This is a genomic window from Aeromicrobium sp. IC_218, from assembly GCF_004336805.1.
GTDB lineage: Bacteria > Actinomycetota > Actinomycetes > Propionibacteriales > Nocardioidaceae > Aeromicrobium.
On sequence record NZ_SJXM01000004.1, the window covers coordinates 251,753 to 276,028 of the forward strand.

At 72.6% G+C, this 24,276-nt stretch carries 22 protein-coding genes; 18 read left to right on the plus strand and 4 right to left on the minus strand.

Annotated elements, in window-relative coordinates:
* The first annotated feature begins 215 nt into the window (after positions 1–215).
* Positions 216–2,078: a hypothetical protein gene (locus tag E0W78_RS07100; protein ID WP_131403152.1), complete on the plus strand. Its 1,863-nt coding sequence runs from the start codon at positions 216–218 to the stop codon at positions 2,076–2,078.
* A gap of 81 nt (positions 2,079–2,159) precedes the next feature.
* Here E0W78_RS07100 and E0W78_RS07105 read toward each other — a convergent pair whose 3' ends face one another.
* Positions 2,160–3,026 carry a 3-hydroxybutyryl-CoA dehydrogenase gene (locus tag E0W78_RS07105; RefSeq protein ID WP_131403153.1) on the minus strand — a complete coding sequence of 289 codons (867 nt, stop codon included), beginning with the start codon at positions 3,024–3,026 and terminating at the stop codon, positions 2,160–2,162.
* Between the two features lie 104 nt (positions 3,027–3,130).
* Between E0W78_RS07105 and E0W78_RS07110 the strand changes: the two genes are divergently transcribed.
* Complete coding sequence (locus E0W78_RS07110) at positions 3,131–3,526, plus strand: hypothetical protein (RefSeq protein WP_131403154.1); 396 nt, start codon at positions 3,131–3,133, stop codon at positions 3,524–3,526.
* A gap of 160 nt (positions 3,527–3,686) precedes the next feature.
* A complete protein-coding gene (locus E0W78_RS07115) occupies positions 3,687–4,598 on the plus strand; it encodes a restriction endonuclease (RefSeq protein ID WP_131403155.1) in 912 nt (303 codons plus the stop codon).
* Between the two features lie 131 nt (positions 4,599–4,729).
* Here E0W78_RS07115 and E0W78_RS07120 read toward each other — a convergent pair whose 3' ends face one another.
* The gene (locus E0W78_RS07120) at positions 4,730–6,094 is read right to left on the minus strand and encodes an FAD-dependent oxidoreductase (RefSeq protein WP_131403156.1); all 1,365 of its coding nucleotides are present in this window, start codon (positions 6,092–6,094) and stop codon (positions 4,730–4,732) included.
* Positions 6,095–6,242: 148 nt separating this feature from the next.
* Here E0W78_RS07120 and E0W78_RS07125 point away from each other — a divergent pair, with 148 nt between their 5' ends.
* The 8 genes from E0W78_RS07125 (at position 6,243) to E0W78_RS07160 (ending at position 14,083) form a co-directional block, all read left to right on the plus strand.
* Positions 6,243–7,640 carry an NAD(P)/FAD-dependent oxidoreductase gene (locus tag E0W78_RS07125; protein WP_131403157.1) on the plus strand — a complete coding sequence of 466 codons (1,398 nt, stop codon included), beginning with the start codon at positions 6,243–6,245 and terminating at the stop codon, positions 7,638–7,640.
* A 93-nt stretch (positions 7,641–7,733) separates the two neighbouring features.
* Positions 7,734–8,219 carry an FMN-binding protein gene (locus E0W78_RS07130; RefSeq protein ID WP_131403158.1) on the plus strand — a complete coding sequence of 162 codons (486 nt, stop codon included), beginning with the start codon at positions 7,734–7,736 and terminating at the stop codon, positions 8,217–8,219.
* Between the two features lie 3 nt (positions 8,220–8,222).
* Positions 8,223–9,077 (plus strand): FAD:protein FMN transferase, encoded by an 855-nt coding sequence (locus E0W78_RS07135; protein ID WP_131403159.1) that lies wholly within the window; start codon positions 8,223–8,225, stop codon positions 9,075–9,077.
* A complete protein-coding gene (locus E0W78_RS07140) occupies positions 9,074–10,606 on the plus strand; it encodes an FAD-dependent oxidoreductase (protein ID WP_131403160.1) in 1,533 nt (510 codons plus the stop codon). Before E0W78_RS07135 ends, E0W78_RS07140 begins: the two co-directional genes overlap by 4 nt.
* 95 nt (positions 10,607–10,701) lie before the next feature.
* On the plus strand, positions 10,702–11,820 hold the full coding sequence (locus E0W78_RS07145) for a serine/threonine-protein kinase (protein ID WP_165570433.1): 1,119 nt from the start codon (positions 10,702–10,704) through the stop codon (positions 11,818–11,820).
* Positions 11,817–12,449 (plus strand): hypothetical protein, encoded by a 633-nt coding sequence (locus E0W78_RS07150; protein WP_131403162.1) that lies wholly within the window; start codon positions 11,817–11,819, stop codon positions 12,447–12,449. Before E0W78_RS07145 ends, E0W78_RS07150 begins: the two co-directional genes overlap by 4 nt.
* Before the next feature lie 85 nt (positions 12,450–12,534).
* Positions 12,535–12,783, plus strand: a complete 249-nt coding sequence (locus tag E0W78_RS07155; protein ID WP_131403163.1) for a hypothetical protein — start codon at positions 12,535–12,537, stop codon at positions 12,781–12,783.
* A 52-nt stretch (positions 12,784–12,835) separates the two neighbouring features.
* Positions 12,836–14,083, plus strand: a complete 1,248-nt coding sequence (locus E0W78_RS07160) for a DUF222 domain-containing protein (protein ID WP_131403164.1) — start codon at positions 12,836–12,838, stop codon at positions 14,081–14,083.
* A gap of 6 nt (positions 14,084–14,089) precedes the next feature.
* On the opposite strand, the gene E0W78_RS16510 is transcribed toward E0W78_RS07160, so the two are convergent.
* A complete protein-coding gene (locus E0W78_RS16510; RefSeq protein ID WP_165570434.1) occupies positions 14,090–14,446 on the minus strand; it encodes a DUF2750 domain-containing protein in 357 nt (118 codons plus the stop codon).
* Between the two features lie 105 nt (positions 14,447–14,551).
* Between E0W78_RS16510 and clpB the strand changes: the two genes are divergently transcribed.
* Both clpB and E0W78_RS16515 read left to right on the plus strand, forming a co-directional pair.
* Positions 14,552–17,137, plus strand: a complete 2,586-nt coding sequence (clpB, locus tag E0W78_RS07170; protein WP_131403166.1) for an ATP-dependent chaperone ClpB — start codon at positions 14,552–14,554, stop codon at positions 17,135–17,137.
* Positions 17,138–17,484: 347 nt separating this feature from the next.
* Positions 17,485–17,784: a hypothetical protein gene (locus E0W78_RS16515; protein WP_165570435.1), complete on the plus strand. Its 300-nt coding sequence runs from the start codon at positions 17,485–17,487 to the stop codon at positions 17,782–17,784.
* Between the two features lie 54 nt (positions 17,785–17,838).
* Here E0W78_RS16515 and E0W78_RS07180 read toward each other — a convergent pair whose 3' ends face one another.
* A complete protein-coding gene (locus E0W78_RS07180) occupies positions 17,839–19,284 on the minus strand; it encodes an MFS transporter (protein ID WP_131403168.1) in 1,446 nt (481 codons plus the stop codon).
* 237 nt (positions 19,285–19,521) lie between these two features.
* Here E0W78_RS07180 and E0W78_RS07185 point away from each other — a divergent pair, with 237 nt between their 5' ends.
* From E0W78_RS07185 to E0W78_RS07205, 5 genes are read left to right on the plus strand one after another with little or no spacing between them, the layout of a single operon-like run.
* The gene (locus tag E0W78_RS07185; protein ID WP_131403169.1) at positions 19,522–20,781 is read left to right on the plus strand and encodes a glycosyltransferase family 4 protein; all 1,260 of its coding nucleotides are present in this window, start codon (positions 19,522–19,524) and stop codon (positions 20,779–20,781) included.
* Complete coding sequence (locus E0W78_RS07190) at positions 20,768–21,481, plus strand: class I SAM-dependent methyltransferase (protein WP_131403170.1); 714 nt, start codon at positions 20,768–20,770, stop codon at positions 21,479–21,481. The genes E0W78_RS07185 and E0W78_RS07190 overlap by 14 nt, the downstream gene beginning before the upstream one ends.
* A gap of 2 nt (positions 21,482–21,483) precedes the next feature.
* Entirely contained in the window at positions 21,484–22,563 is a 1,080-nt protein-coding gene (locus E0W78_RS07195) for a prenyltransferase (protein ID WP_131403171.1), read from the plus strand.
* Complete coding sequence (locus E0W78_RS07200; protein ID WP_242686263.1) at positions 22,548–23,204, plus strand: class I SAM-dependent methyltransferase; 657 nt, start codon at positions 22,548–22,550, stop codon at positions 23,202–23,204. The genes E0W78_RS07195 and E0W78_RS07200 overlap by 16 nt, the downstream gene beginning before the upstream one ends.
* Positions 23,205–23,216: 12 nt before the next feature.
* Entirely contained in the window at positions 23,217–24,254 is a 1,038-nt protein-coding gene (locus tag E0W78_RS07205; protein WP_131403172.1) for a hypothetical protein, read from the plus strand.
* Positions 24,255–24,276: the final 22 nt, after the last annotated feature.

Sequence of the window (24,276 nt, forward strand, 5' to 3'; positions counted from 1 at the left end):
CCTGTCGAGAGGCGTCCCTTCGACAGGCTCAGGGACCGGGACGAGGGCAGCGTCGGCTCAGGTGGAGGCTCCGGTGGCCGACGAGAAGATCGTCACCACGGCCGGTTTCGGAGTTCTCCCACGGGGCGCCCGAACCGCGACTATGGTCGAGCCGCTCACCCTCGCTCGTCTCGGGAGGGGCAGCTGTCCGTCCCACACCCGACCGGGGGTCCCGCATGAACCGTCCCATCCTGCGCTGGCTGTCCGCCACCGCCCTGAGCGGCGTGGTCGCGGCCACGCTGGTCGCCCCGATGAGCGTGGCCTCCGCGGCGCCCGGGCCGGCCGCCTTCTGCGCCGACGGCTCCCAGCCGATGGTCACGCAGGACGAGGCCGTCGCCTTCCCCGAGGGCGAGCCCGTCACCGGCCTCACCGTCGTCAAGGGCACGCAGCCCGTCGGCTTCACCGGCGAGTACGTCGGCCACGTCCAGGACGCGCTGGGCAAGGGCGTCGACATGCTGCTGTTCGAGCTCTCGGGCGCCGGCATCGACACCGGCAACCCCCGCGCGGGCATCTGGGCCGGCATGTCCGGCTCGCCGGTCTACGCCCAGGACGGCCGCCTCATCGGTGCCGTGGCCTACGGCCTCAACGGCGACAACCTCCCGATCGCCGGCGTCACCCCGGCCGAGTACATGAAGCAGACCGGCGTCGACCGCGTCGCGCCGGCCCGTGTCTCGCTGACCCGCTCGACCCTGTCCGGCGCCTCCGCCGCCACCGAGCGCGCGCTGGCCGGCACGACCCTGCCGCGGCTCAAGACCCAGAAGGTCGTCGCCGGCGGCACCAAGGGCAACGCCCTGGCCAACCGCACGCTGAAGCGCGTGCCCGGCTCGTCCGCGACGGCGCGGGCCGCCCGCGCGGGCGGCTTCGCCTCGGTCGCCGCCCCGACGGTCATCAACGACCCGCTCGTCCCCGGCGGCAACGTCGCGGTCGGCTACTCCACCGGCGACCTGTTCTCCGGCGGCGTCGGCACCGTCACCGCGGTCTGCGGCACGACGGTGTGGGCGTTCGGCCACCAGATGGACTTCGCCGGCAAGACGGCGCTGTCGATGCACAACGCCTCGGCCGCGCTCATCGTCCCGGACTCGACCGGCGGCATGGGCTCGTTCAAGCAGGTCTCGCAGGTCGGCCAGCAGGTCGGCACGATCGACTACGACGGCTACGGCGCCCTGCGCGGCCAGATCGGCCGTCTGTCCGGCTTCCCGGTCACCACCAACGTCCTCAACGGCTCCGGCAAGCGCCTGGGCACCTACTCGGGCACGGTCGTGAACCGCGACATGGCGTCCTTCGCCGCCGCCTACGCGCCGGCCTTCGCCGCCATCGACACGCTCGACAACATGGGCACGGGCACGGCGCGCCTCAGCTGGCGCATCGGCTACACGGTCCGTGGCGGCCGCGCCGGCACCCTCACGAACACCGACGTCTACGCCTCCCGCGGCGAGCTGGGCGACTACCTGGCCAGCGGCATCGGCAACGACGTCGCGAGCCTGCTCGAGACCGACCTGGCCGACGTGACCATCACCTCGGTGACGTCGAACCTCACCCTGCTGAGCGCCTCGGCGACCTCGTACCGCCACGTCGGCGCCCAGCGCTGGAACGGCAAGGCGTGGGTCTGGGCGAGCGGCACGTCGGTGAAGCGCGGCCAGACGGTCACGGTCCGCCCGGTCTACCGCCTGTTCCGCGACGGACGCCCGCAGGGCACCGTCGGCGGCCCGGCCCGCACGTTCGCGATCGCCAAGTCCGCCCGCGGCACCGCGAGGCTGACCTACTCGGCCAAGTCCCAGCAGCTCCCCGAGGGGTGCGAGATGGACGAGGACGGCGACATCTGGTGCGACGACGAGTTCGGCGAGGAGGAGGACACGCCGCGCACGTTCACGCAGCTCGTCACCCAGCTCGACGCGCTCGTCCCCTCCACCCACGGCATCGTGAACCTCAGCCAGAAGTGGAAGAGCAAGCGCGCCAAGGGCGTCAAGCAGCGCGAGGGCTACTCGGTGGCCCCCGGCTCGATCACGGGCACGTACACCGCGAGCCTCCGGGTCCGCTGACCCCAGGCCGACGCGGGCGACGAGCCCCGGACGCGACGACGCCCCCGACCACCGGTCGGGGGCGTCGTGCTGTGCCGGGGCTCAGTAGGCGTAGAAGCCGTGGCCGCTCTTCTTGCCGAGCAGGCCGGCGTCGACCATGCGGTCGAGCAGCGGCGGCGGCGAGTACAGCGGCTCCTTGAACTCGTCGTACATCGAGACGCCGATGGCGCGGATCGTGTCCAGGCCGATGAGGTCGCTCAGCGCGAGCGGGCCCATCGGGTGACCGCACCCGAGCACCATGCCCTTGTCGATGTCCTCGGCCGAGGCGTAGCCGGCCTCGTACATGCGGATCGCCGACAGCAGGTAGGGCACCAGCAGGCTGTTGACCACGAACCCGGCGCGGTCGGTCGCCTCGATCGGCTGCTTGCCGAGCTTCTCGGTGACGAAGTGCTGCATGCGCGCCTTGGTCGCCTCGCCCGTGGTGAGCGAGGGGATGAGCTCGACGAGCTGCATGACCGGGGCCGGGTTGAAGAAGTGCACGCCCATGACGCGGTCGGCGCGGCCGGAGACGGCACCGAGCTTCACGATCGGGATGGACGACGTGTTGGACGTCAGCACGGCGTCGTCCTGCTCCAGGATCGTGCCGAGCCGCTCGAACAGGCCGAGCTTCACGTCCTCGCGCTCGGACGCGGCCTCGACGACGAGGTCGCGGTCGGCCAGGCGCTCGAGCTCGGTGGTGAAGACGATGCGCTCGAGCGTCGCGTCGACGTCCTCGGCGCTGATCTTGCCGCGCTTCTCGGCCTTGCGCAGCGACCCCTCGACGCGCTCGCGCGCCGCCTGGGCGGCCTCCTCGGTGACCTCGACGACGATCGTCGACAGGCCCCCGCGCGCCGTGACCTCCGTGATGCCCGAGCCCATCAGTCCGCCGCCGATCACGCCGACCTTCTCGATGTGGTCGAAGTCCGTCATCGTGCCTCCCTCGCAGGTTCCTAGGACGTCACAGTATTCGGCCTCACCCAGCGTCCCCGGCGTGGGTCCGGCGACCGTCGGAGACGACGTGATGGGATGGACCCATGCACGTCCGTCCCCTCCTCCTCGCCGCGGTGCTGGCGCTCGGCACCGCCGGCTGCGGCCTCGTCCCCGGCGACCTCGGGGGCGGCGACGACACTCCGGTCACGCCGGCCGACCAGGCGTCGCCGGTGCCGGAGGCGCTGGTCTCGATGACGTGCGGGGCGCCGCAGTCGGGCGTGGTCGTCGTGCGCGGCGTGCTCAGCAACGCCGGCTCGAAGGCCGCGCGCTACCAGGTGACCGCCTTCGCCGACGTGGCCGACGGCCAGTCGCGCGGCAGCCGCGTGGTCACGGTCGGACCGGTCGCGGGCGGCGCCACGGCGGAGTTCACCATCGAGGGCGTGCCCACCACCGTCGCGCAGCCCGAGTGCCGTGCGCAGGTGCTGAAGCTGCCCGAGTAGACGACGACGCGGAAGCTTACGCGTACGTGCCGTTTGGGTCGAAACGCCGTTGACCTGTGACTTGCTCATTCGCCTAGATCGATTCAGCCGCGAAGAGCGCTCGGCGAGTTCTTCCGCCAGATCTGTCCCGACAAAGCATATTTCGACTTAGGCTCCCCGGGTGGTTTCCTTTGAGCGGCGCGTTGAGCGGATCAAAGCGAGTGTCCCGGGCACCAAATGGGAAGCGCGCGATCGCTGGATCACGAGCTTGAGTTCCGTTTCGTTGTTGACCTTGGAGAGTCCGTGTGCCCGGGTCTATCGACCCGGGCTGCCGGAGATCGTTTTCCTCAACGCTCGGATCTTCCTCACTCAGGAGGCTCTGCACGTGGTGTCTGAGCGCGGCGCGCGCTACGACATTGAGCTCCGATATGAGAGTCCGCGCGTCGCCGCTGTTGGATTTCATCCCCACGAATTGCCGGGTCTACGTGATGGACGTACGGGCGTCGTCACTCTGGAGCAACTGCTGACACAACGCCAGGCCCTCGCGGCGAACAGTCGTCGTGGGTGGGAAGCCGTCATCGATGTCCTGTATCCAGAGCATGTTGAACGCGCTATGGCGCTGGGGGCGGCGCTTGACCAACAGCGCGAGGATCTCGGTCTATGGTTCGAGAACGGGCATCCAACCGATCCGATTCGTGCTGGCGGCCCGCCGCCCGGGCGCCGTTTGGTGCGGGATGCGCTTGAAGCTGAGTATCTGGCAGCAGACTGGGTGCGCTGGATGGGCTGGCAAAATGCGATCGTCACTCCTCCTAGTGGCGATGGCGGCCTGGATGTCATCGGCTACGCCGCGGGCGAACCGGACGTGGCCGCACAGGTGAAGTTTGAGGCCAAGCCAGTAGGGCGCCCAACAGTGCAGGCGCTATATGGAGCGAGCGTTGGCGCCGGCTGCCGCCATCACATGGTTTTCAGTTCTGCTGGATACACGCGCGGCGCGGTCGAATGGGCAGCACAAACGCGCATCGCCCTGTTTCGCTTCAGTTTCGATGGGGGGATCGAACCTCTCAACGATCTCGCCAACTCGTATCTGCACTAGGGCAGTTCACCATCGAGGGCGTGCCCACCACCGTCGCGCAGCCCGAGTGCCGCGCGCAGGTGCTGAAGCTGCCCGAGTAGACGACGACGCCCCGCCGGGCCGGGGCCGGGCGGGGCGTCGTGACGGGTGCGTCAGCCGCGGGCGATGCGCACCATGTCCTCGCGGGGGACGACCTTGACCCGCTCGCGCTGGTGCTCGTGGCTCTCGCCCAGGCCGAGCTCGTGCTCGTCGAGCTTCTCCCAGCCCTCCCACGTCGTGTAGTGCAGGCCGAGCGAGTCCAGGTGGCGGTCGAACGCCTCGCGGTCGGGCTGCTCGGGGGCCTCCAGGCGTCCGGCCTCGAAGTCCTCCAGCAGCATCGTGACGGTCTGGTTGGCGTCGGACTTGGTGTGGCCGATGAGGCCGATCGGGCCGCGCTTGATCCAGCCGGTGACGTACGCGCCGGGCAGCGGCGAGCCGTCGATCTCGAGCACGTGGCCGCCGTCGTTGGGGACGACGCCGGCGTGGGTGTCGAACGGCAGGCCCGACAGCTGGTCGGAGTAGTAGCCGATCGCGCGGTAGACGGCCTGGACCGGCCAGTCCTGGAACTCGCCGGTGCCGCGGACGTTGCCGGTGCCGTCGAGCTCGGTGACCTCGGTGCGCAGGCCCACGACCTTGCCGTCCTCGCCGAGGATCTCGACCGGGTTCTGGCAGAAGTGGATGTGGATGCGGTGGTCGGCGCCCGACGGCTCCGTGGCCAGGTACTTGGTCAGCACGTCGACCACGAGCTTCTGGCTCTTGGAGGCGCGGATGGCGTCCATCGAGCCCTCGTCGAACTCGAAGCCCTCGGGGTGGACGATGACGTCGATGTTGGGCGAGTGCGACAGCTCGCGCAGCTCCATCGGCGTGAACTTCACCTGGGCGGGGCCGCGGCGGGCGAAGACGTGGACGTCCTTCGCGGCGTTCTTCCTCAGCCCCTCGTGGACGTTGTCGGGGATCTCGGTCACCAGCAGCTCGTCGGCCGTCTTGGCCAGGATGCGGGCGATGTCGAGGCCGACGTTGCCGACGCCGAGCACGGCGACGGACTCCGCGTGCGGCTGGAAGTCCCACTCGCGCGAGACGTCCGGGTGGCCGTCGTACCAGTACACGAAGTCGGCCGCGCCGTAGCTGCCGTGCAGGTCGATGCCGGGGATGTCGAGGTCGCGGTCACGACGGGCGCCGGTGGCGAACACCACGGCGTCGTAGAACGTGCGCAGCTGCTCCAGCTTGAGGTCGTCGCCGTACGCGACGTTGCCGAAGAAGCGGATCGCGTCGTTGCTCATGACGCGCTTGAGCGCCTTGATGATCTCCTTGATCCGCGGGTGGTCCGGCGCCACGCCGTAGCGGATCAGGCCGAACGGCGTGGGGTCGCGCTCGATCAGGTCGACGGTGACGTCGGCGTCGGACTTGGTCAGGATGTCGGCGGCGTAGATGCCGGCCGGTCCCGCGCCCACGATGGCGACGCGCAGCTGCCTGCTCATTCAGTGTTCTCCCGGGTCGACTGGGGTCTTAGGCAAGCCTAAACGGTCGGGCCAACGGCGGCCCGGGGGCGTCCATCGGGCAAGACGTCCCCCGATTGCGGCGCCCCGCCCCGGGCGACAGGGTGGAGGGACGACGAAGGGAGTGCCCGTGTCGACAGCCGTCGTGGTGGGATCGGGGCCGAACGGCCTCGCAGCGGCCATCGTCCTGGCCCAGGCCGGGGTGGACGTGACCGTGCTGGAGGCGCACGACTCGATCGGCGGCGGCACCCGCACCGAGGAGCTGACGCTGCCGGGCGTGCTGCACGACGTGTGCTCCGCGGCGCACCCCACCGGTCTCGCGTCCCCGTTCTTCCGGGCGCTGCCGCTGGCCGAGCACGGCCTGGAGTGGCTGTGGCCCGAGATCGACGCCGTGCACCCGCTGGACGACGGCCGGGGCGCCGCCCTCTACCGCGACCTCGACCGGACGGTCGAGGGGCTGGGCGTCGACGGCGACCGCTGGCGCCACGTCTTCGGACCGCTGGTCGAGCACAAGGAGGCGCTGGTCGACGAGCTGTTCGGCCCGATCGTCCACGTGCCGGCCCACCCGCTGGTCATGGCCCGCTTCGGCGTCAACGCGCTGCTGCCCGCGACCGTGTTCGCCCGGCGCTTCCAGGACCCGCAGACCCGCGCCCTGTTCGCCGGCATGTCCGACCACGCCGTGCAGCCGCTCACCCGTCCGACCACCGCCGCCCTCGGCCTCATGTTCGGCACGTTCTCGCACGGCTGGGGCTGGCCGGTCGCCAAGGGCGGCTCCATCTCCATCACCCGCGCCATGGCGTCGCTGCTCGAGAAGCTCGGCGGACGCATCGAGACCGGCCACCGGGTCACCGAGCTGCCGCAGGCCGACCTGGTCATGCTCGACACCAGCCCCGACCAGGCGTTGAGGCTCGCCGGCGACCGGGCTCCGTGGCACGTCCGTCGCTCCCTGCGCAAGTGGCGCTACGGTCCCGGCACGTTCAAGGTCGACTTCGCCGTGGCCGAGGGCGTCCCGTGGACGAACGAGAAGGCGCACCACGCCGGCACCGTCCACCTCGGCGGCGAGATCGAGCAGGTCAACGCGGCCGAGCAGGCGATCGCGAAGGGACGGATGCCCGAGCGTCCCTTCGTCATCGTGTGCCAGCAGCACCTCGCCGACCCGAGCCGCTCGAACGGCGACGTGCACCCGATCTGGGCGTACGCGCACGTCCCGCACGGCTACGAGGGTGACGCGACCGAGGCCGTGATCGCGCAGATCGAGCGGTTCGCCCCGGGCTTCCGCGACCGGATCCTGGCCCAGGCCGTGCGCGGCCCGCAGGCCTGGCACGACTACAACGCCAACTACGTCGGCGGCGACATCGCCGGCGGGGCCAACGATCCGTGGCAGGTGGTGATGCGTCCGCGCATGTCGCCGGACCCGTACCGTGTGGCCGACGGCGTGTACCTCTGCTCGGCGTCCACCCCGCCCGGCGGCGGCGTGCACGGCATGTCGGGGTTCCAGGCCGCGGTGCGGGCTGTCCGTTCGCTGTGAGTCACGCCTCGGGACGCGTGCGGGGGAACTAGCCCGGACGAGGGATCGTTGTACCGACAAGTTCCGAAGACGTCCCGTGTCCCAGGAGGACCGATGAAGCTCACCCGCCTGCCCCAGGCCGCCGCCGGCGCGGCCGCCGTCTCGCTGATGCTGCTCACCGCCGCCTGCGGCTCGGACGACTCCTCGTCCGAGGCGTCGAGCGAGGCCACGAGCGCGAGCCCGTCCGCCGAGGCCACCCAGGACGCCACCGACGCCGCCCCCGACACGGGCGCCACCGGTGCCTACAAGGCCGGCGACTACGACGCCGAGGGGAGCTACCAGACGCCCGGCGGCACGCAGAGCGTCGAGGTCGAGGTGACGCTCGAGGCCGACGGCACGATCACCGCCGTCGAGGTCGACCCGCAGGCCGAGGGCGGCAACTCCGAGATGTTCCAGAAGAAGTTCGCCGGCGGCATCAGCGAGGTCGTGGTCGGCAAGAAGATCGACGAGCTGGACGTCTCGAAGGTGGCCGGCTCGTCGCTCACCAGCGGCGGCTTCAACGCCGCCATCGAGGACATCACCGGCCAGGCGCAGGCCTGACCCGTGCACACGTGGGGCTTCGAGACGCTGGGCACGGCGTGGCAGGTCGACACCGCCACGCCGCTCGGCGAGGCCTCGCGTGAGCGGGTCCGCGAGCGGGTCGAGCAGTACGACCGCGACTGGTCGCGCTTCCGCACCGACGGGCCGGTCGCCGAGCTGGCCCGGCACGGACGCGCGGCGCTGGCCGACGAGGCCGACGACCTGCTCGGCGTCTACACGACGCTGCACCGCCTGACCGACGGGGCGATGAACCCGCTCGTCGGCGGCAGCCTGGAGCGGCTCGGGTACGACCCGGCCTACTCCCTGCAGCCGTCCGGCGAGCCCGTCGCGGCGCCGTCGTGGGACGCGGCGACCTGGACGCCCCCGGTGCTGGAGGCGCCGCCCGCGACCGTCCTGGACGTCGGCGCCGCCGGCAAGGGGCACCTGGTCGACCTCGTGACCGACCTGCTGCTCGCCGACGGCGTGGACGTCGTCACCGTCGACGGCAGCGGCGACCTGCGGCACGTCGCGGGCGAGCCGCTGCGGGTCGCGCTCGAGCACCCCGACGACTCCTCCCTCGCCGTCGGGGTGATCGAGCTCGACCCGGGGCGCGCGCTGTGCGCGTCCGCCACGAACCGCCGGGCCTGGGGCGACGGCCTGCACCACGTGCTGGACGCCCGCACGGGCACGCCGACGCGCGACGTCGCCGCCACCTGGGTCGTGGCCGAGCGCGCGCTCGCCGCCGACGCCCTGGCCACCGCCCTGTTCCTCGCCCCGGCCGACCGGCTGGCCGAGGCCTTCGACTTCTCCGCGCTCGTGATCACCGCCGACGGGCGGGCCGCCGTGCACGGGGACCTGACCGGGGAGCTCTTCTCGTGAGAACCGCACTGACCCGCCTGGACGCGCTGCTGGGCCGCGGCACCATGTACCGGCTCGTCACGGTCGTGCTGGCCGTCCTGGCCGCGATCGCGGTGGTGCTCGCGGCGCTCGAGGAGCTCGACCCGGGCATCTTCACCGTCGGCCCGATGCTGCTGAGCCTCGTCGTGCTGGTCGCCTCGACCGCGGCCACGAGCGTCGTGCTCGGGCTGGGCCTGCGCACGCGCGTCCACGTCGAGTCGTCCGTCATCACCGCGCTCATCCTGTGGTTCCTGTACTGGCCGGCGCAGGACGCGGCCGGGTACGGCTGGCTGGCGCTGCTCGGCCTCCTCGCCGGGGCGTCCAAGTTCGTCCTGGCCTGGCGCGGACGGCACGTGTTCAACCCGGCCGCGGCCGCCGCCGTCCTGCTGCTCCTGCTCGGCGAGGTCACCGGCTGGGCGGTGCCGTCGACGAGCTGGTGGGCCGCGAGCGAGCCGCTGTTCTGGCCCGTGCTCGTGGGCGCGCTGCTCATCCTGCACCGCACGCGTCGCCTGCCCATGGGTGCGGTCTTCGTCGTCGTGGCCGCCGCGCTGAGCATCTGGGGACTCATGGCGTTCTCGCCGTTCTCGGACGCCTGGCAGTTCGCGCTCTACTCGTCGCCGATCGTCTTCTTCGCCGGCGTCATGCTGAGCGAGCCGCTGACCCTCTCGCCGCGCCGCTGGCAGCAGCTGGTGCTGGCCGCTGCCGCGGCGGTGCTGTTCACCTGGCCGTTGTGGACGCAGCGCGCGTTCGACGAGGCCGTCATGCTCGGCCCGTTCGAGAACACCTACGAGATCGCCCTGCTCGCGGTGAACCTGGCCGCCTTCCTGCTCGGCCAGCGCGGCGGCGTCCGGCTCGACGTCGTCGACAAGCGCCGGCTCACCCCGGACGTGTGGGAGCTGCGCTTCCACCCCCAGCGTCCGCTGCGGTTCCGCCCCGGCCAGTACCTCGAGCTCGACCTCACGGGTCGCGGCAGCGACCGGCGCGGCACCCGCCGCGCGTTCAGCATCTCCTCGGCGCCGGGCGACGAGGTGACCGTGGCCGTCCGCGTCCCCGAGCGGCCCAGCGCGTTCAAGCAGGCGCTCGTCGCGCTGGACGAGGGCGACGTCGTGCGGGCCACGAGCGTCTCGGGCGACTTCACCTGGCCGAGGGCGTCCCGCCCGATGCTGCTGGTCGCCGGCGGCATCGGCATCACGCCGTTCGTCAGCCAGCTGCGCCACCACGACTGTGACGACGTCGTGCTCGTCTACGGCGTCACCGGCCCCGACGACGTCGCCTACCGCGACGAGCTGGCCGCGACCGGCGCGCGGGTCGTGGTCGTCTCGCCCGAGCGTCCCGACCTGCCCGCGGGCTGGACCTGGGCGCAGGGCTCGTTCGTCACCCGCGAGGTGCTGGACGAGCACGTCCCGGACCACGAGGACCGGGTCGCGTACGTGTCCGGTCCGCCGGCGATGGTGCACGCCGTCCGCCGGTTCGTGCCGCGGGCGCACACGGACTACTTCAGCGGGTACTGACCGACGTCGGGCGGCGCCGCGGCGCCGCATCGCCGATGATGGTCGATGACCGCGCCGGGCGACCGGCGACATCGAGCGGGAGCGAGGGACACGTCTTGAGCACACCGACGCTGCTGGGCGACCGGTACCAGCTGGGCGAGGTGATCGGCAGCGGTGGCATGGCCGACGTCTACCTGGCCAAGGACCAGCTGCTGGGCCGTGAGGTCGCGGTGAAGGTGCTCCGCGACCCCGAGCCCGACCCGACCGACCGGGCGCGCTTCATGAGCGAGGCGCGGACGCTGGCGGGGCTCAACCATCCGCACCTCGTCACCCTGCTCGACGCGGGCACGAGCGCCGACCGGCCGTTCCTGGTGATGGAGCTGGTGCGCGGCACGAACCTCGGCGAGGCGACCCGCCGCGGCGGCCCGGTGCCCCCGCAGCGGATGGCCGAGGTGGGTGCCCAGGTCGCCGAGGCGCTGGCGTACGTCCACGAGGCCGGCGTCGTCCACCGCGACGTGAAGCCCGGCAACGTGCTGCTGCGCGAGGACCGGCGCGTGCTGCTCGCCGACTTCGGCATCGCCCGGCTGGTCAACGACACCGCGCACCACACGCGGGTCGGCACCACGATCGGGTCACCGGCCTACTTCTCGCCCGAGCAGGTGCAGGGCCTCACGGTCACGCCCGCCTCGGACGTGTACTCGCTCGGCCTCGTGCTGCTCGAGGCGCTGACCGGTGAGCGCGCCTACGGCGGCACGCCGACCGAGGCGGCGATGGCCCGGCTCAACCGGAACCCGGAGATCCCCTCGACGCTCCCGGCCGGGTGGGTCACGCTGCTGCAGGCGATGACCGATCCCGAGCCGACCCGCCGGCCCGACGCCCAGCACGTCCTCGAGCGCCTGCGCGCCCTCGCGGGCGGTGACGACGCGGCCGCGACCCAGCTCGCGAACGCCACCCAGGTCGCCGGCGCGACGCAGATGATGACGTCCGTCCCGCCGGCCGCGGCGCGTCCGGAGCCCACGACGTCCGTCCCCCGGGCGGAGGAGCCGGCCCAGAAGCGCAAGCGGCCGTACTGGGCGATCGCGGTGGGCATCGTCCTCGTCGCGGCGGTGATCGTGGCGCTCGTGCTGCTCGGCGACCGGGGGGCCACCGTCCCCGACGTGCCGGACGACGTCCCGTCGCAGCTGCGGGACCCGTTGCAGGACCTGCACGACTCGGTCGAGGAGGCGGGCCAGTGAACGGGAACTTCACCCGGCGGCTCGCGGCCGCGGCGACGACGACGGTGCTCGGCCTCGGGCTGCTCGCGGGCTGCGCCGGCGAGGACGACCCGCTGGCTCCGCTGTACGAGACCCTCGGCCAGATCGACGACAGCATCGTCGAGGGCGAGTACGACCGGGCCCGCGACCAGGTCGCCGACCTGCTCGACCAGGTCAGCCAGGCGCGCACCGACGGTGACATGACGAAGGCGGCCGCCACCCGCATCCGTGACGCGGCCAAGGTGCTGCGCAGCGAGCTGGCCGACGCCGAGCGCGAGGACGCCGAGGAGCCGACCGACACCCCGACGACGCCGGACTCGTCCGGCAACGACGGGCAGCCGTCGGACGAGCCGAGCGACGAGCCGACCGAGGAGCCCACGGACGAGCCGAGCGACGAGCCCACCACCTCGGAGCCGACCACGCCGAAGCCGACCCGCACGCCGACGCCGGCGGAGCCGACGCCCGACGAGCCGACGACCGAGCCGCCGGCGTCCGACTCCGGTGGCGATGCGGACACGTCGGGCACGTCGGGGACGTCCGGCTCCGGCGGTTCGGCCGGTTCCGGCGGGTCGGCTGGTTCCGGCGGAGAGGCGACGCCCGAGCAGGGCTGACGCGTTCGCCCGAACCGCCCCCACGGGAGCGGTCGGTGCGCGACGATGTGCTGGCTCGCGACGGTCGTGGGCGATCGGAGTGACCATGCGCGTGCCCAGGCTCGATCCCCGTTCGATGCTGGTCGTCGGACTGGCCCTGGTCGTGGTCGGCGTGCTGCTCCGCTGCGGCATCTACGGCCTCTATGCCCCCGACTTCTCGATCGACCTGTTCGCGCTCGTGGTCACGGCCCTCGACCAGGTGCTCGTGCCGCTCGGTGTCGCGTTCGTGGCAGGCGCGTTCGTGCTGGCTGCGCTGGCGCCGCACGAGCAGGACAATCTCCCTCCCCAGTACTGAGGTTCTGGGGATTTCCTCTGTTGTTCGAACGCATGTTCGACTAGACTGAGGCATGGCCTCGGGGGACGTGATCGACCAGCTTCGCGGCGCGGCGGACGCGCTCGACGGTCACGCCTGCCCGGCCGATCGTCTCCGTGCGATCCAGCGGGCGCAGGACGCCCTCGACTCCGCCAAGGCGCGAGCCGTCGCCGAGCTGGAGGACTCGAGAGGCTTCGAGGACGAGGGCTCGCCCACGGCGCGAGCGTGGCTCGCCCGCGAGCTGCGGCTCGACCCGTCCGAGGCGGGAGCACTGAGCCGGGCCGGATCGGCACTGCGCGACCTTCCCCGGGTCGCCGACGCCTTCGACGCCGGGCGCGTGCGGCTCGCCCACGTCCGTGAGCTCGCCTTCGCGCTCAAGCATGTCGGTCGTGAGGTGGTCGTCGCGGCGCAGCCGTGGCTGCTCGAGGTCGCCACGTCCTCCGAGCCGGCCGAGCTGCGTCGCGTGGTCAAGGCGCTGCGCGAGGCCGTCTACCCCGACGAGCTCGACGAGGCCTGGGTCCGCGGCATGGAGCGCCAGGACGTCCGTCTGTCGCCCGTGCCCGAGGGGTGGCACCTGACCGGCTTCCTCGGCACGGAGACCGGGGCCAAGCTCGACCTCGTCCTGCGCTCGCTGTCGGCTCCGCAGGGCGCCGGCGACGACCGCAGCACGGCCGAGCGCCGCGTCGACGGCCTCGACGAGTTGCTGACCGGTGTCCTCGAGCACGGGCTCCCGCAGGACCGCGGCGTCCGTCCGCACCTCACCGTCACCGCTGATCACGACACGCTCGCCCACGCCGCCGGCACGTCCGAGGTGCCCGGGACGCACCCGGGCCACCTGCACGGCTTCGGATCGATCGGCAAGGGCCTGCTCGGCCTGCTGCTGTGCGGCGCGGACGCGACCCCGGTGCTCACCGACTCCCGGCACGCCGTGCTCGACGTCGGCCCGACCGTCCGGCTCGCCACCGCCGCGCAGCGCAAGGCGGTGAACGCCCGCCAGGGCGGCGAGTGCGCTGCCCCGCACTGCTCGGCGCCGGTCGTCCACGTGCACCACGTCGTCTGGCACAGCAGGGGCGGTCCGACCGACCTGGCCAACCTCATCGGGCTCTGCCCGCGGTGCCACACGCTCGTCCACCGCGGCCTGCTCCACGTCGACCCCGTCGACCATCGCTTCACCGTGGGGTCCGGCGCACCCGTGCTCGCCCGGCCGAGCCGCTACCTCCAGGCCCGCCGGGCCCGCGAGCGCGTCCGCCACCGCAGACCCCAGCCCTGGCTCACCGGCTGAGCCCGGTCAGGCCCGGTCCGCTCTCGCCAGATACTCCTCGATGTCCGTGGCCTCGAGGTCGTACCCCGTTGCGTTCCGCCCGGACCAGTTCAGTCCTACTCCGACGCCATCAGCCTGGAGGCCAGGGAGCCAGCGCGCTCGGAAGTCAACGAGCGAGATCCGTGCTGTCTCCATGCCGGCGTAGGCGGGGACGGTGTCGATGATGTGCTGCGCGCGGGACTCCAGCGACCAGAACGGCTGCGATCGGCGTCCGCCGTGACCCTGAGGTGCGGGGAAACCGCCATCGTCGCGAACCGTCCAGACGGCACCCTCGCGCAGTGCTTCGCGGAAGAAGGCCGACGAGTGGGCGGCGCTCACGGTCACGGCGTCATCATCACAGGCTGACGCGCACTCAACCAAGTTGAGGGGAATGGACTCAACTTCGGTACGGTTGAACTCAGTGAGACCGAACCTCACCGAGGAGCACGCATGGACCTTTCCACCTTCACGACGCGCTCCCAGCAGGCGCTGGGAGCCGCCATCTCGGCCGCCGCCGCTGCGGGCAACCCCGCCGTGGAGCCGGCCCACGTCCTCGCCGCCCTGCTCGAGCAGGAGGGTGGCACCGCCGCCCCGCTCGTCCAGGCCGCCGGGGCCGACCCGCGCGCCGTCGCGCAGCAGCTCGGCACCGAGCTGGCCGGCCTCCCGTCGGCGTCCGGCGCGAGCGTCCAGACCCCGGGCCTCGCCCGCGCCACCCACGAGGTGCTGCAGCGCGCCACCGACCTGGCCAAGCAGCTCGGCGACGAGTTCGTCTCCACCGAGCACCTCGTCGTCGGCATCGCCACCGTGCAGTCCGGCGCCCGTAGCGTCCTGGAGCGCGCCGGCCTCACCGCCGAGTCGCTGCAGGCCGCGTTCGAGGCCGTCCGCGGCAGTGCCCGCGTCACCAGCGCGGACGCCGAGGACACCTACCAGTCGCTGGAGAAGTACGGCGTCGACCTGACCGCCGCCGCCCGTGAGGGCAAGCTCGACCCGGTCATCGGCCGGGACAGCGAGATCCGCCGCGTCGTGCAGGTGCTCAGCCGCCGCACCAAGAACAACCCCGTGCTCATCGGCGAGCCCGGCGTCGGCAAGACCGCCGTCGTCGAGGGCCTGGCCCAGCGCATCGTCGCCGGGGACGTCCCCGAGTCGCTGCGCGGTCGCCGGCTCATCTCGCTCGATCTCGGCGCCATGGTCGCCGGTGCGAAGTTCCGCGGCGAGTTCGAGGAGCGGCTCAAGGCCGTCCTGTCCGAGATCAAGCAGTCCGAGGGCCAGGTCATCACCTTCATCGACGAGCTGCACACGGTCGTCGGCGCGGGTGCGTCCGGCGACGGCTCGATGGACGCCGGCAACATGCTCAAGCCGATGCTGGCCCGTGGCGAGCTGCGCATGATCGGCGCCACCACGCTCGACGAGTACCGCGAGAACATCGAGAAGGACCCGGCCCTGGAGCGCCGCTTCCAGCAGGTCTACGTCGGCGAGCCGTCCGTCGAGGACACCATCGCGATCCTGCGCGGCCTCAAGGAGCGCTACGAGGCGCACCACAAGGTCGCCATCGCCGACTCGGCCCTGGTCGCGGCGGCCACGCTGTCCCACCGCTACATCCCCGGCCGTCAGCTGCCCGACAAGGCGATCGACCTCGTCGACGAGGCCGGCAGCCGCCTGCGCATGGAGATCGACTCCAGCCCGGTCGAGATCGACGAGCTCCGCCGCTCGGTCGACCGGCTCAAGATGGAGGAGCTCCACCTGTCGTCCGAGGACGACGACGCGTCCAAGGAGCGACTCGAGAAGCTGCGCGTCGAGCTGGCGGACAAGCAGGAGAACCTGCGGGCGCTCGAGCAGCGCTGGGAGTCCGAGAAGCAGCAGCTGAACGCGGTCGGCGAGATCAAGGAGCGCATCGACGAGGTGCGTGTCGCGGCCGAGAAGGCCCAGCGCGAGGGCGACATGGCCACCGCCAGCCGCCTGCTCTACTCCGAGATCCCGCAGATGGAGAAGCAGCTCGAGGAGGCGCAGGCCGCCGAGCGCAGCAACGACGACCTCATGGTGCGCGAGGAGGTCGGCTCGGACGAGATCGCCGAGGTGGTCGCGGCCTGGACCGGCATCCCCACCGGACGCCTGCTCGAGGGCGAGAGCGGCAAGCTGCTGCGCATGGAGGACGAGATCGGGCGTCGGCTGATCGGCCAGAAGGCCGCGGTCACCGCCGTCTCGGACGCCGTGCGTCGCTCGCGGGCCGGCATCTCCGACCCCGACCGTCCCACCGGCTCGTTCCTGTTCCTCGGCCCCACGGGCGTCGGCAAGACCGAGCTGGCCAAGGCGCTGGCGGACTTCCTGTTCGACGACGAGCGGGCGATCATCCGCATCGACATGAGCGAGTACAGCGAGAAGCACGCGGTCTCGCGGCTGGTCGGCGCGCCTCCGGGCTACGTCGGCTACGACGAGGGCGGCCAGCTCACCGAGGCCGTGCGGCGTCGGCCGTACTCGGTCGTGCTGCTGGACGAGGTCGAGAAGGCCCACCCCGAGGTCTTCGACATCCTGCTGCAGGTGCTCGACGACGGACGCCTGACCGACGGTCAGGGCCGCACGGTCGACTTCCGCAACACGATCATCATCCTGACGTCCAACCTGGGCTCGTCGTTCCTGGTCGACCCGGCCCTGGACGACGAGGCCAAGCGCGACGCGGTGATGGAGGTCGTACGGGTCTCGTTCAAGCCCGAGTTCCTCAACCGGCTCGACGAGGTCGTCATGTTCGACCCGCTCGGCACCGAGGAGCTGACCCGCATCGTCGACCTGCAGATCGACGCGCTGGCGCACCGGCTCACCAACCGGCGCATCACGCTCGAGGTCACCGACGCGGCCAAGGAGTGGCTGGCGCTCACCGGCTGGGACCCGGCCTACGGTGCCCGTCCGCTGCGCCGCCTGGTGCAGCAGGCGATCGGCGACCGGCTGGCCCGGGCGCTGCTGGCCGGCGACGTCCGCGACGGCCAGACCGTCAAGGTCGACCGGGCCCCCGACGCCGACGAGCTCAGCGTCGTCCCGGCCTGACCCACGACGACGGCCCCTCCCCGATATCGCCGGGGAGGGCCGTTCCACGTCCGGGCACGTCCGGACCGGGATACCTTCGGCCCGTGAAGCGTCGCCCTGCCCTGTACCTGGCCGTCCTCGCGGGCGTTGCAGGTGTCTGCGGAGCCGTCCTGGGACTGACGGGTTCGTCGGCCCGGCCCGGCGTCAGCGGTGACGCGGGTCCGTACGGAAGCACGGCTTTCGAGCTGCGCGACGGACGGGTGTCCGTGGGTGCCGCACAGCTCTGCGTGGAGCGCGGTGTGCCGGGCATGATCCGCGGGGTCCGCCCTCGGGTGCGAGCAGGGGACGTCCGCGTCGCCGAGTGGGCCGTGGTGCGCGGGGATCCGTCCTCGACATACAAGTACGGCAGGCTCGCTCGCCTGGCCGAGGGGCGAACCCTGGAGCGCGAGGTCCGCGCCCGGTGCGGGAGCGAGGACGTCGAGATGCTGCTCGTAGAGCTGCTGGGGACGCCGACTGGCTCGATCTCGATCGAAGGCTTCGACGTCGTGCAGGACGTCGGCGGTGAGGAACGGGTCCTGCGCGTGGACACCGGCTACTTCCTGTGCGACGGCCGGCTTGGCTCGCCGGAGTGCGACGCGGACGCCGAGGCCTTCTGGGATCCGTCCTGACGAACGGCCCCTCCCCGATCCCGCCGGGGAGGGGCCGTTCCAGGTCCGGGGTCGTCAGCCGACGTGGACGACCTGGGGGCCGTCGCCGGACGGCAGCAGGTCCTCCCTCGGCCCGCGCACCGTCACCGCGGCGACGACCGCGGCGAGCAGCATCGCGACGCCGGCGGCGACGAACACCGCCGCATACCCGTCGGTCAGCGCCGCCGGCACCGCCGCACCGGCGCGCAGCGACGACTCCATCGCGTCCGCGTAGAAGACGGTGAACAGGGCCAGGCCGACCGAGCCCCCGACCTGCATCGCCGAGTTCACCGTGGCGGCCGCGGCCCCGGCGTCGTGCGGGGCCACGCCGGTCAGGGCGAGGTTCTGCAGCGGCACGAACACCATCGCCAGGCCCACGCCGATCAGGACCAGCCCGGGCATCACGTGCGAGGCGTAGCCGCCGTCCGGGGCGATGCGCGAGAGCAGCAGCAGGCCCGCCGCCGCGACGACCGGCCCGGCCACCATGAACGGACGCGGCCCGGTGCGCGGCAGCGCCTTGGTCACGAACGGGACGACGACGAGGGTCGCCACGGTCATCACCACGTTGGCGAGGCCGGCCTCGAGCGGCGACATCCCGAGCACGATCTGCAGGTGGAACGTCAGGTACAGCGTCGCCCCGATCAGCACCGCGCCGACGACGGCCTGCACCAGGAAGGCGCCGGCGCGGACGCGGTGGGCGAGCACGCGCAGGGGGAGCAGCGGCTGCGCGACGCGCGACTCGACGAGCACGAACGCGGCGAGCAGGACGACGCCGAGCGCCACGAAGCCGATCGTGTCGGCCTCGCCCCAGCCGTGCTCCGCGCGCGTGAACCCGTAGACGAGCGACCCGAGGCCGAGCGTGGCCGTGACCGCGCCCCACACGTCGTAGCGGTTGTCGCCGTCGGCGGTGCTCTCGGTGAGCAGCAGCAGGCCACCGGCGATGCCGAGCGCGCCGAAGAACAGGTTCACGAGCAGGCACCAGCGCCAGTCGGCGTACTCGGTCAGGACGCCGCCGAGCAGCAGTCCCACGGCCGCGCCGCTGCCGGCGATCGCGCCGAAGACGGCGAACGCGACGTTGCGGTCCGGGCCGGACGGGAACGTGACGGTGAGCAGCCCGAGCGCCGCCGGTGCGAGCAGCGCGGCGAAGACGCCCTGCAGGCCGCGGGCCGCGATCAGCTCGCCGGCCGACTGGGCCAGCCCGCCCCACAGCGAGGCGAGCGCGAAGCCGCCCATGCCGACGAGGAACGTCCGACGACGTCCGGCGTAGTCGGCGATGCGGCCGCCGAGCAGCAGCAGCGCACCGAACGTGAGGGCGTAGGCGGTGACGACCCACTGACGCTGGCCGTCGGTCAGGCCGAGCTCGGCCTGGGCCTGCGGCAGGGCGATGTTGACGATCGTGCCGTCGAGGACGACGACCAGCTGGGTGAGCGAGAGGACGGCGAGCGTCCACCATCGGCGGCGGTCGGTGGAAGGGGCAGACATGCAGAACCCTCCAGGCTTCTGTGACGAAGATGCTGGAGGTTTCGAGCCTCGGACCGGCGCGCCCACGGGCCGCCGACCTTCCCCGGGCACCGTGCCCGGTCAGGCGGCCCAGTCTACCGGCGCCCGCGCGGTGCCCTCGGCCATGCGCGACGTGATCGCGGCCACCCGCCGAGAGGCGTGGTTACGCGCCCGTAGGATGGGCCACCACTGGTCGGGAGAGCGAAAGGGAGGGCCTTCGTGCGCATCGCCCTGCTCTCCTACCGCAGCAAGGAGCACGGCGGCGGCCAGGGCGTCTACGTCCGGCACCTCGCGAAGGGCCTGGCCGACCTCGGCCACGACGTCGAGCTGCTCAGCGGCCAGCCGTACCCCGAGACGCTCGACCCGCGGGTCACGCTCACCAAGCTGCCCAGCCTCGACCTCTACCGCGAGCCCGACCCGTTCCGGACGCCGCGGTTGAGCGAGTTCACGTCCTGGATCGACGTGCTCGAGTACGTCGTCACGAAGACCGGACGCTTCAGCGAGCCGCTCACCTTCAGCCTCCGCGCCGCCCGTCACCTGCGTCGGTACGGCGCCGGCGTCGACGTCGTCCACGACAACCAGGGCCTGGGCTACGGGATGCTCGCGGTGCAGCGCCGCCTGCCGCTCGTGACGACGATCCACCACCCGATCACCCGCGACCTGCGCGTCGAGCTCGCCTCCGCGCAGGGCTGGAAGCAGCGCTTCGGCCTGCGCCGCTTCTACTCCTTCCTGCCGATGCAGAAGCGCGTCGCCCGCCGCCTGCAGGTGGTGCTCGGCGTCTCCAGCGTCTCGGCGGACGACACCGCCGCCGACTTCGGCATGGACCGCTCGCGCATCCGCGTCGTCCCGCTCGGCGTCGACACCGACCTGTTCGCCCCGCCGCTCGACGGCGTCCGGGTGCCCGGCCGCATCGTGGCGGTCGCCAGCGCCGACAAGCCGCTCAAGGGCGTCCGGCACCTGCTCGAGGCCGTGGCCAAGCTGCGCACGGAGCGCGACGACGTGCACCTCGAGCTCGTCTGCCGGCTCGAGCCCGGCGGTGACAGCGAGCGCCGCATCGCCGAGCTGGGCCTGGAGGACGTCGTCCACCCGGTCACCGGCGTCAGCGACGCCGAGCTCGCCGCGCTGCTCGCCTCGGCCGAGGTCATGTGCGTCCCGTCGATGTACGAGGGTTTCTCGCTGCCGACCGTCGAGGCCCTCGCGTCCGGCACGCCCGTCGTGGCCAGCGACGCCGGCGCGCTGCCCGAGGTCGTGGGGCGCGAGTCCGGCGCCGGCGTGCTCGTCCCGCCCGGCGACGTGGACGCGCTCGTGGCCGCCCTGGGACGCGTGCTCGACGACCCCGCCGAGCGGGCCCGCATGGGCGAGGCCGGCCGCGCCCGAGCGCTCGAGAAGTTCAGCTGGATCGCCGTCGCGCGCGCGACGGTCGAGACGTACGAGGCGGCCGTCGCGCTGCACCAGGAGGACACCCGTGCTGACCGTTGACTTCGACCGTCTCGGCGTCGGACCCGGCACTCGCTTCATCGACGTGGGAGCCGGCGCGGGCCGCCACTCCTACGAGGCGCTGCGCCGCGGCGCCGACGTCATCGCCTTCGACCTGGACGCCCAGGAGCTCAAGGGCGTCGAGGAGATGTTCGGCGCGCTCGAGGTCGCCGGCGAGGTGCCGCCCACCGGCACCGGCTCGGTGCAGCCCGGCACGATCCTCGACATGCCGTACGCGGACGGCTCGTTCGACGTCGTCCTGGCGTCGGAGATCCTCGAGCACGTCCCCGAGGACGACCAGGCGATCAGCGAGCTCGTGCGCATCCTGCGTCCGGGCGGCGTCCTGGCGGTCACCGTGCCGCGCTGGTTGCCCGAGCGGGTCTGCTGGGCGCTGTCGGACGAGTACCACGCCAACGAGGGCGGCCACATCCGCATCTACAAGGCCGACGAGCTGCGCGCCAAGGTGCGCGACGCCGGCATGGTCCCGACGCACCAGCACCACGCGCACGCCCTCCACGCGCCGTACTGGTGGCTCAAGTGCGCGGTCGGCGTGAACAAGGAGGACAGCCGCCTCGTGCAGGCGTACCACCGGCTGCTGGTGTGGGACATGATGAAGGCGCCCAAGGCCACCCGCCTGGCCGAGAAGGCGCTCGACCCGCTCATCGGCAAGAGCGTGGCGCTGTACTTCCGGAAGCCCGCCTGAGCATGCCCCTGCCCCAGGTGCCCGGCGTCCTCACCGCCGAGCAGGCCGCCGCGACCGGTGACTGGATCGCCTCGGTCCAGCTGCCGTCCGGCGCGATCCCGTGGTTCCCGGGCGGCCACGTCGACCCCTGGGACCACGTCCAGGCCGCGATGGGGCTCACCGTCGCCGGGCACGCGGACGCCGCGGCCCGGGCGTTCGCCTGGCTGGGCGAGGCGCAGGCCGACGACGGCACCTGGGCGGCCAAGTACGTCGACGGCGAGGTCGTCGAGGACCACGTCGACGCCAACTTCTGCGCCTACGTCGCCGTCGGCGCCCTGCACCACCACCGCGTCACCGGGGACGACGCCGTGCTCGCCCGCACCTGGCCGGTCGTGCGCGCCGCGGTCGACGCCGTGCTGACGCTGCAGGCCGACGACGGCACCGTCCGCTGGGCCCGCTCGGCCGACGGCAGCGTCGCCGACGAGTCGCTGCTGACCGGCAACGCGTCGATCCACATGAGCCTGCGCTGCGCGATCGCGCTCGGCCGGGTCGTCGGCGTCGACGTCACCGACTGGCAGGACGCCGCCGCCCGGCTGCGTCACGCCCTCGACGAGCACCCCGAGCGGTTCTCCCCGCGCGGCCGCCACGCGATGGACTGGTACTACCCGGTGCTCGGGGGCGCGCTGCACCCCGACGAGGCGAGCGTCCTGCTCGACAAGCGGTGGGACGAGTTCGTCGTCGATGACCTGGGCATCCGCTGCGTCCACGACCACCCGTGGGTGACCGGCGCCGAGACGTGCGAGCTCGTGCTCGCGCTCGACGCCGCCGGCCGCCACGACGACGCGGTGGCGATGCTCGCCGCGATGCAGCACCTGCGCGACGACGACGGCTCGTACTGGACCGGGCTCGTGTACGCCGACGGCAAGCGCTGGCCGGTCGAGACGTCCACCTGGACCGCCGCCACCGTGCTGCTCGCCGCCGACGCGCTGAGCCGCACCACCGGCGCGAACGGACTGTTCCGCGGCGAGGGCCTCGCCGCGACCGCCCCCGGCGAGGACCTCGCCGCCTACCCCGAGGAGCCCTGCCCGTGCCTGGCCTCGTGACCTTCCCGCCCGACCTCGCCGAGCTCGTCGAGCGCGTCAAGGGCTTCATGCCCGAGGACGAGGGGCTGGCGCTGCACGCGGCCGCCCAGCAGTTCGTCCGCGGCGGCGTCGCCGTCGAGATCGGCTCGTACTGCGGCAAGTCGACCGTCTACCTGGGCCACGCGGCGCGCCAGTCCGGTGGCACCGTCGTGACCATCGACCACCACCGCGGCTCCGAGGAGCACCAGGTCGGCTGGGAGTACCACGACACTTCGCTGGTCGGCGACGACGGACGCTTCGACACCCTCCCGCTGCTGCGCCGCACCCTCGCGGACGCCGCGATGGAGGACGTCGTGACGCCGGTCGTGGGACGCTCGGTCGACGTCGCCCGCTGGTGGCGCACCCCGCTCGACCTGGTCTTCGTCGACGGCGGCCACACCGACGAGCACGCCCGGAACGACCTGCACGGCTGGGCGCCGTGGGTGAAGGTCGGCGGCGTCCTGGTCATCCACGACGTCTTCCCGAACCCCGACGACGGGGGCCAGGCGCCGTACCGCATCTACCGCGAGGCGCTGGACTCCGGCGAGTTCGCGGAGGTCTCCGTCACCGGGTCCCTGCGCGTCCTCGAGCGCACGCGCGAGCCCGCGCTTGCCCGGCCATGATGGGATGACGGCGTGAACGACAAGCCGCTGCCCCGCCCGCCGAAGGTCACCGTCGCGTGCCTGTTCATCGGCCTGACCTGCGGGTTCCTGCTGCTGCAGTTCATCTCGACGCTCTCGCAGTGGGGCTCGATCGAGCTCCAGGAGCAGGTCGCCGAGGCGCTCGACGGCCCGGTCGGCGTCGACCTCAGCGTCGACACGGTGCTCTCCTGGCTGCGGGTGCTGCTCAACGTCCTTGCCGCCGGCGCGGCCGCGGGCATCGTCCTGGCCGTCTACGCCGCTCGCGGCCACCAGGCCTCGCGCGTGCTGCTGACCGTCACGGCGGCGCTGCTCGCGCTCGTGTTCGTCAGCGTCGGGCTGCTCGGCCTGCTCCCGGCCGCGTTCGCGATCGGCTGCGCCTTCTACCTGTGGTCGCCCGAGGCCCGCACCTGGTACGCCGCCAAGAACGGACGCGTGACGGCCGCGCCCACCCCGCCGCGTCCGGACCCGTTCGCCGCGCCCCCGGCCGGCGCCACCGCGGATTCGCAGCGCACCGCCGTCACCCCGGCCGGCCCGCCCGCCCCGCAGCAGGCGCAGCAGCCGTACCCTGTCCAGCCATGGCGGGGCCCGGCCGCGACCGCCGCGCGTCGCCCGGCGTCCGTGCTCACCGCGGCCATCGTGATGCTCTCCTCGGCCGGTGTCGTGGCCGCCGTCGCCGGGCTCAACGCCCTGCTCTACCTGGTCTCGCCCGACGAGTACGTCCGCCTGCTCCAGGACCAGCCGCTCATGGCCGACAGCGTCCGCGAGCTCAACACCGACGCCGAGACGCTCGCCCGCTGGATGTTCATCGGCTGCAGCATCCTGACCGTCGTCTCGCTGCTCGGCGCCCTGGCCGGCGGGCTGCTGCTGGCCCGGGTCAAGGGCTCGCGCGTCTTCGCCCTGGTCATGTGCGCGGTGACCTTCGTGGTGGGCCTCGCCGCCGTCCCGATGGGCTGGCCGTGGGCCGCCGCGGCCGCGCTCGTCGTGTGGTGGATCACACGCCAGGACGCCCGCGCCTGGCTATCATCCCGCTGACCTGCCCTCCGACGTGAGGCCC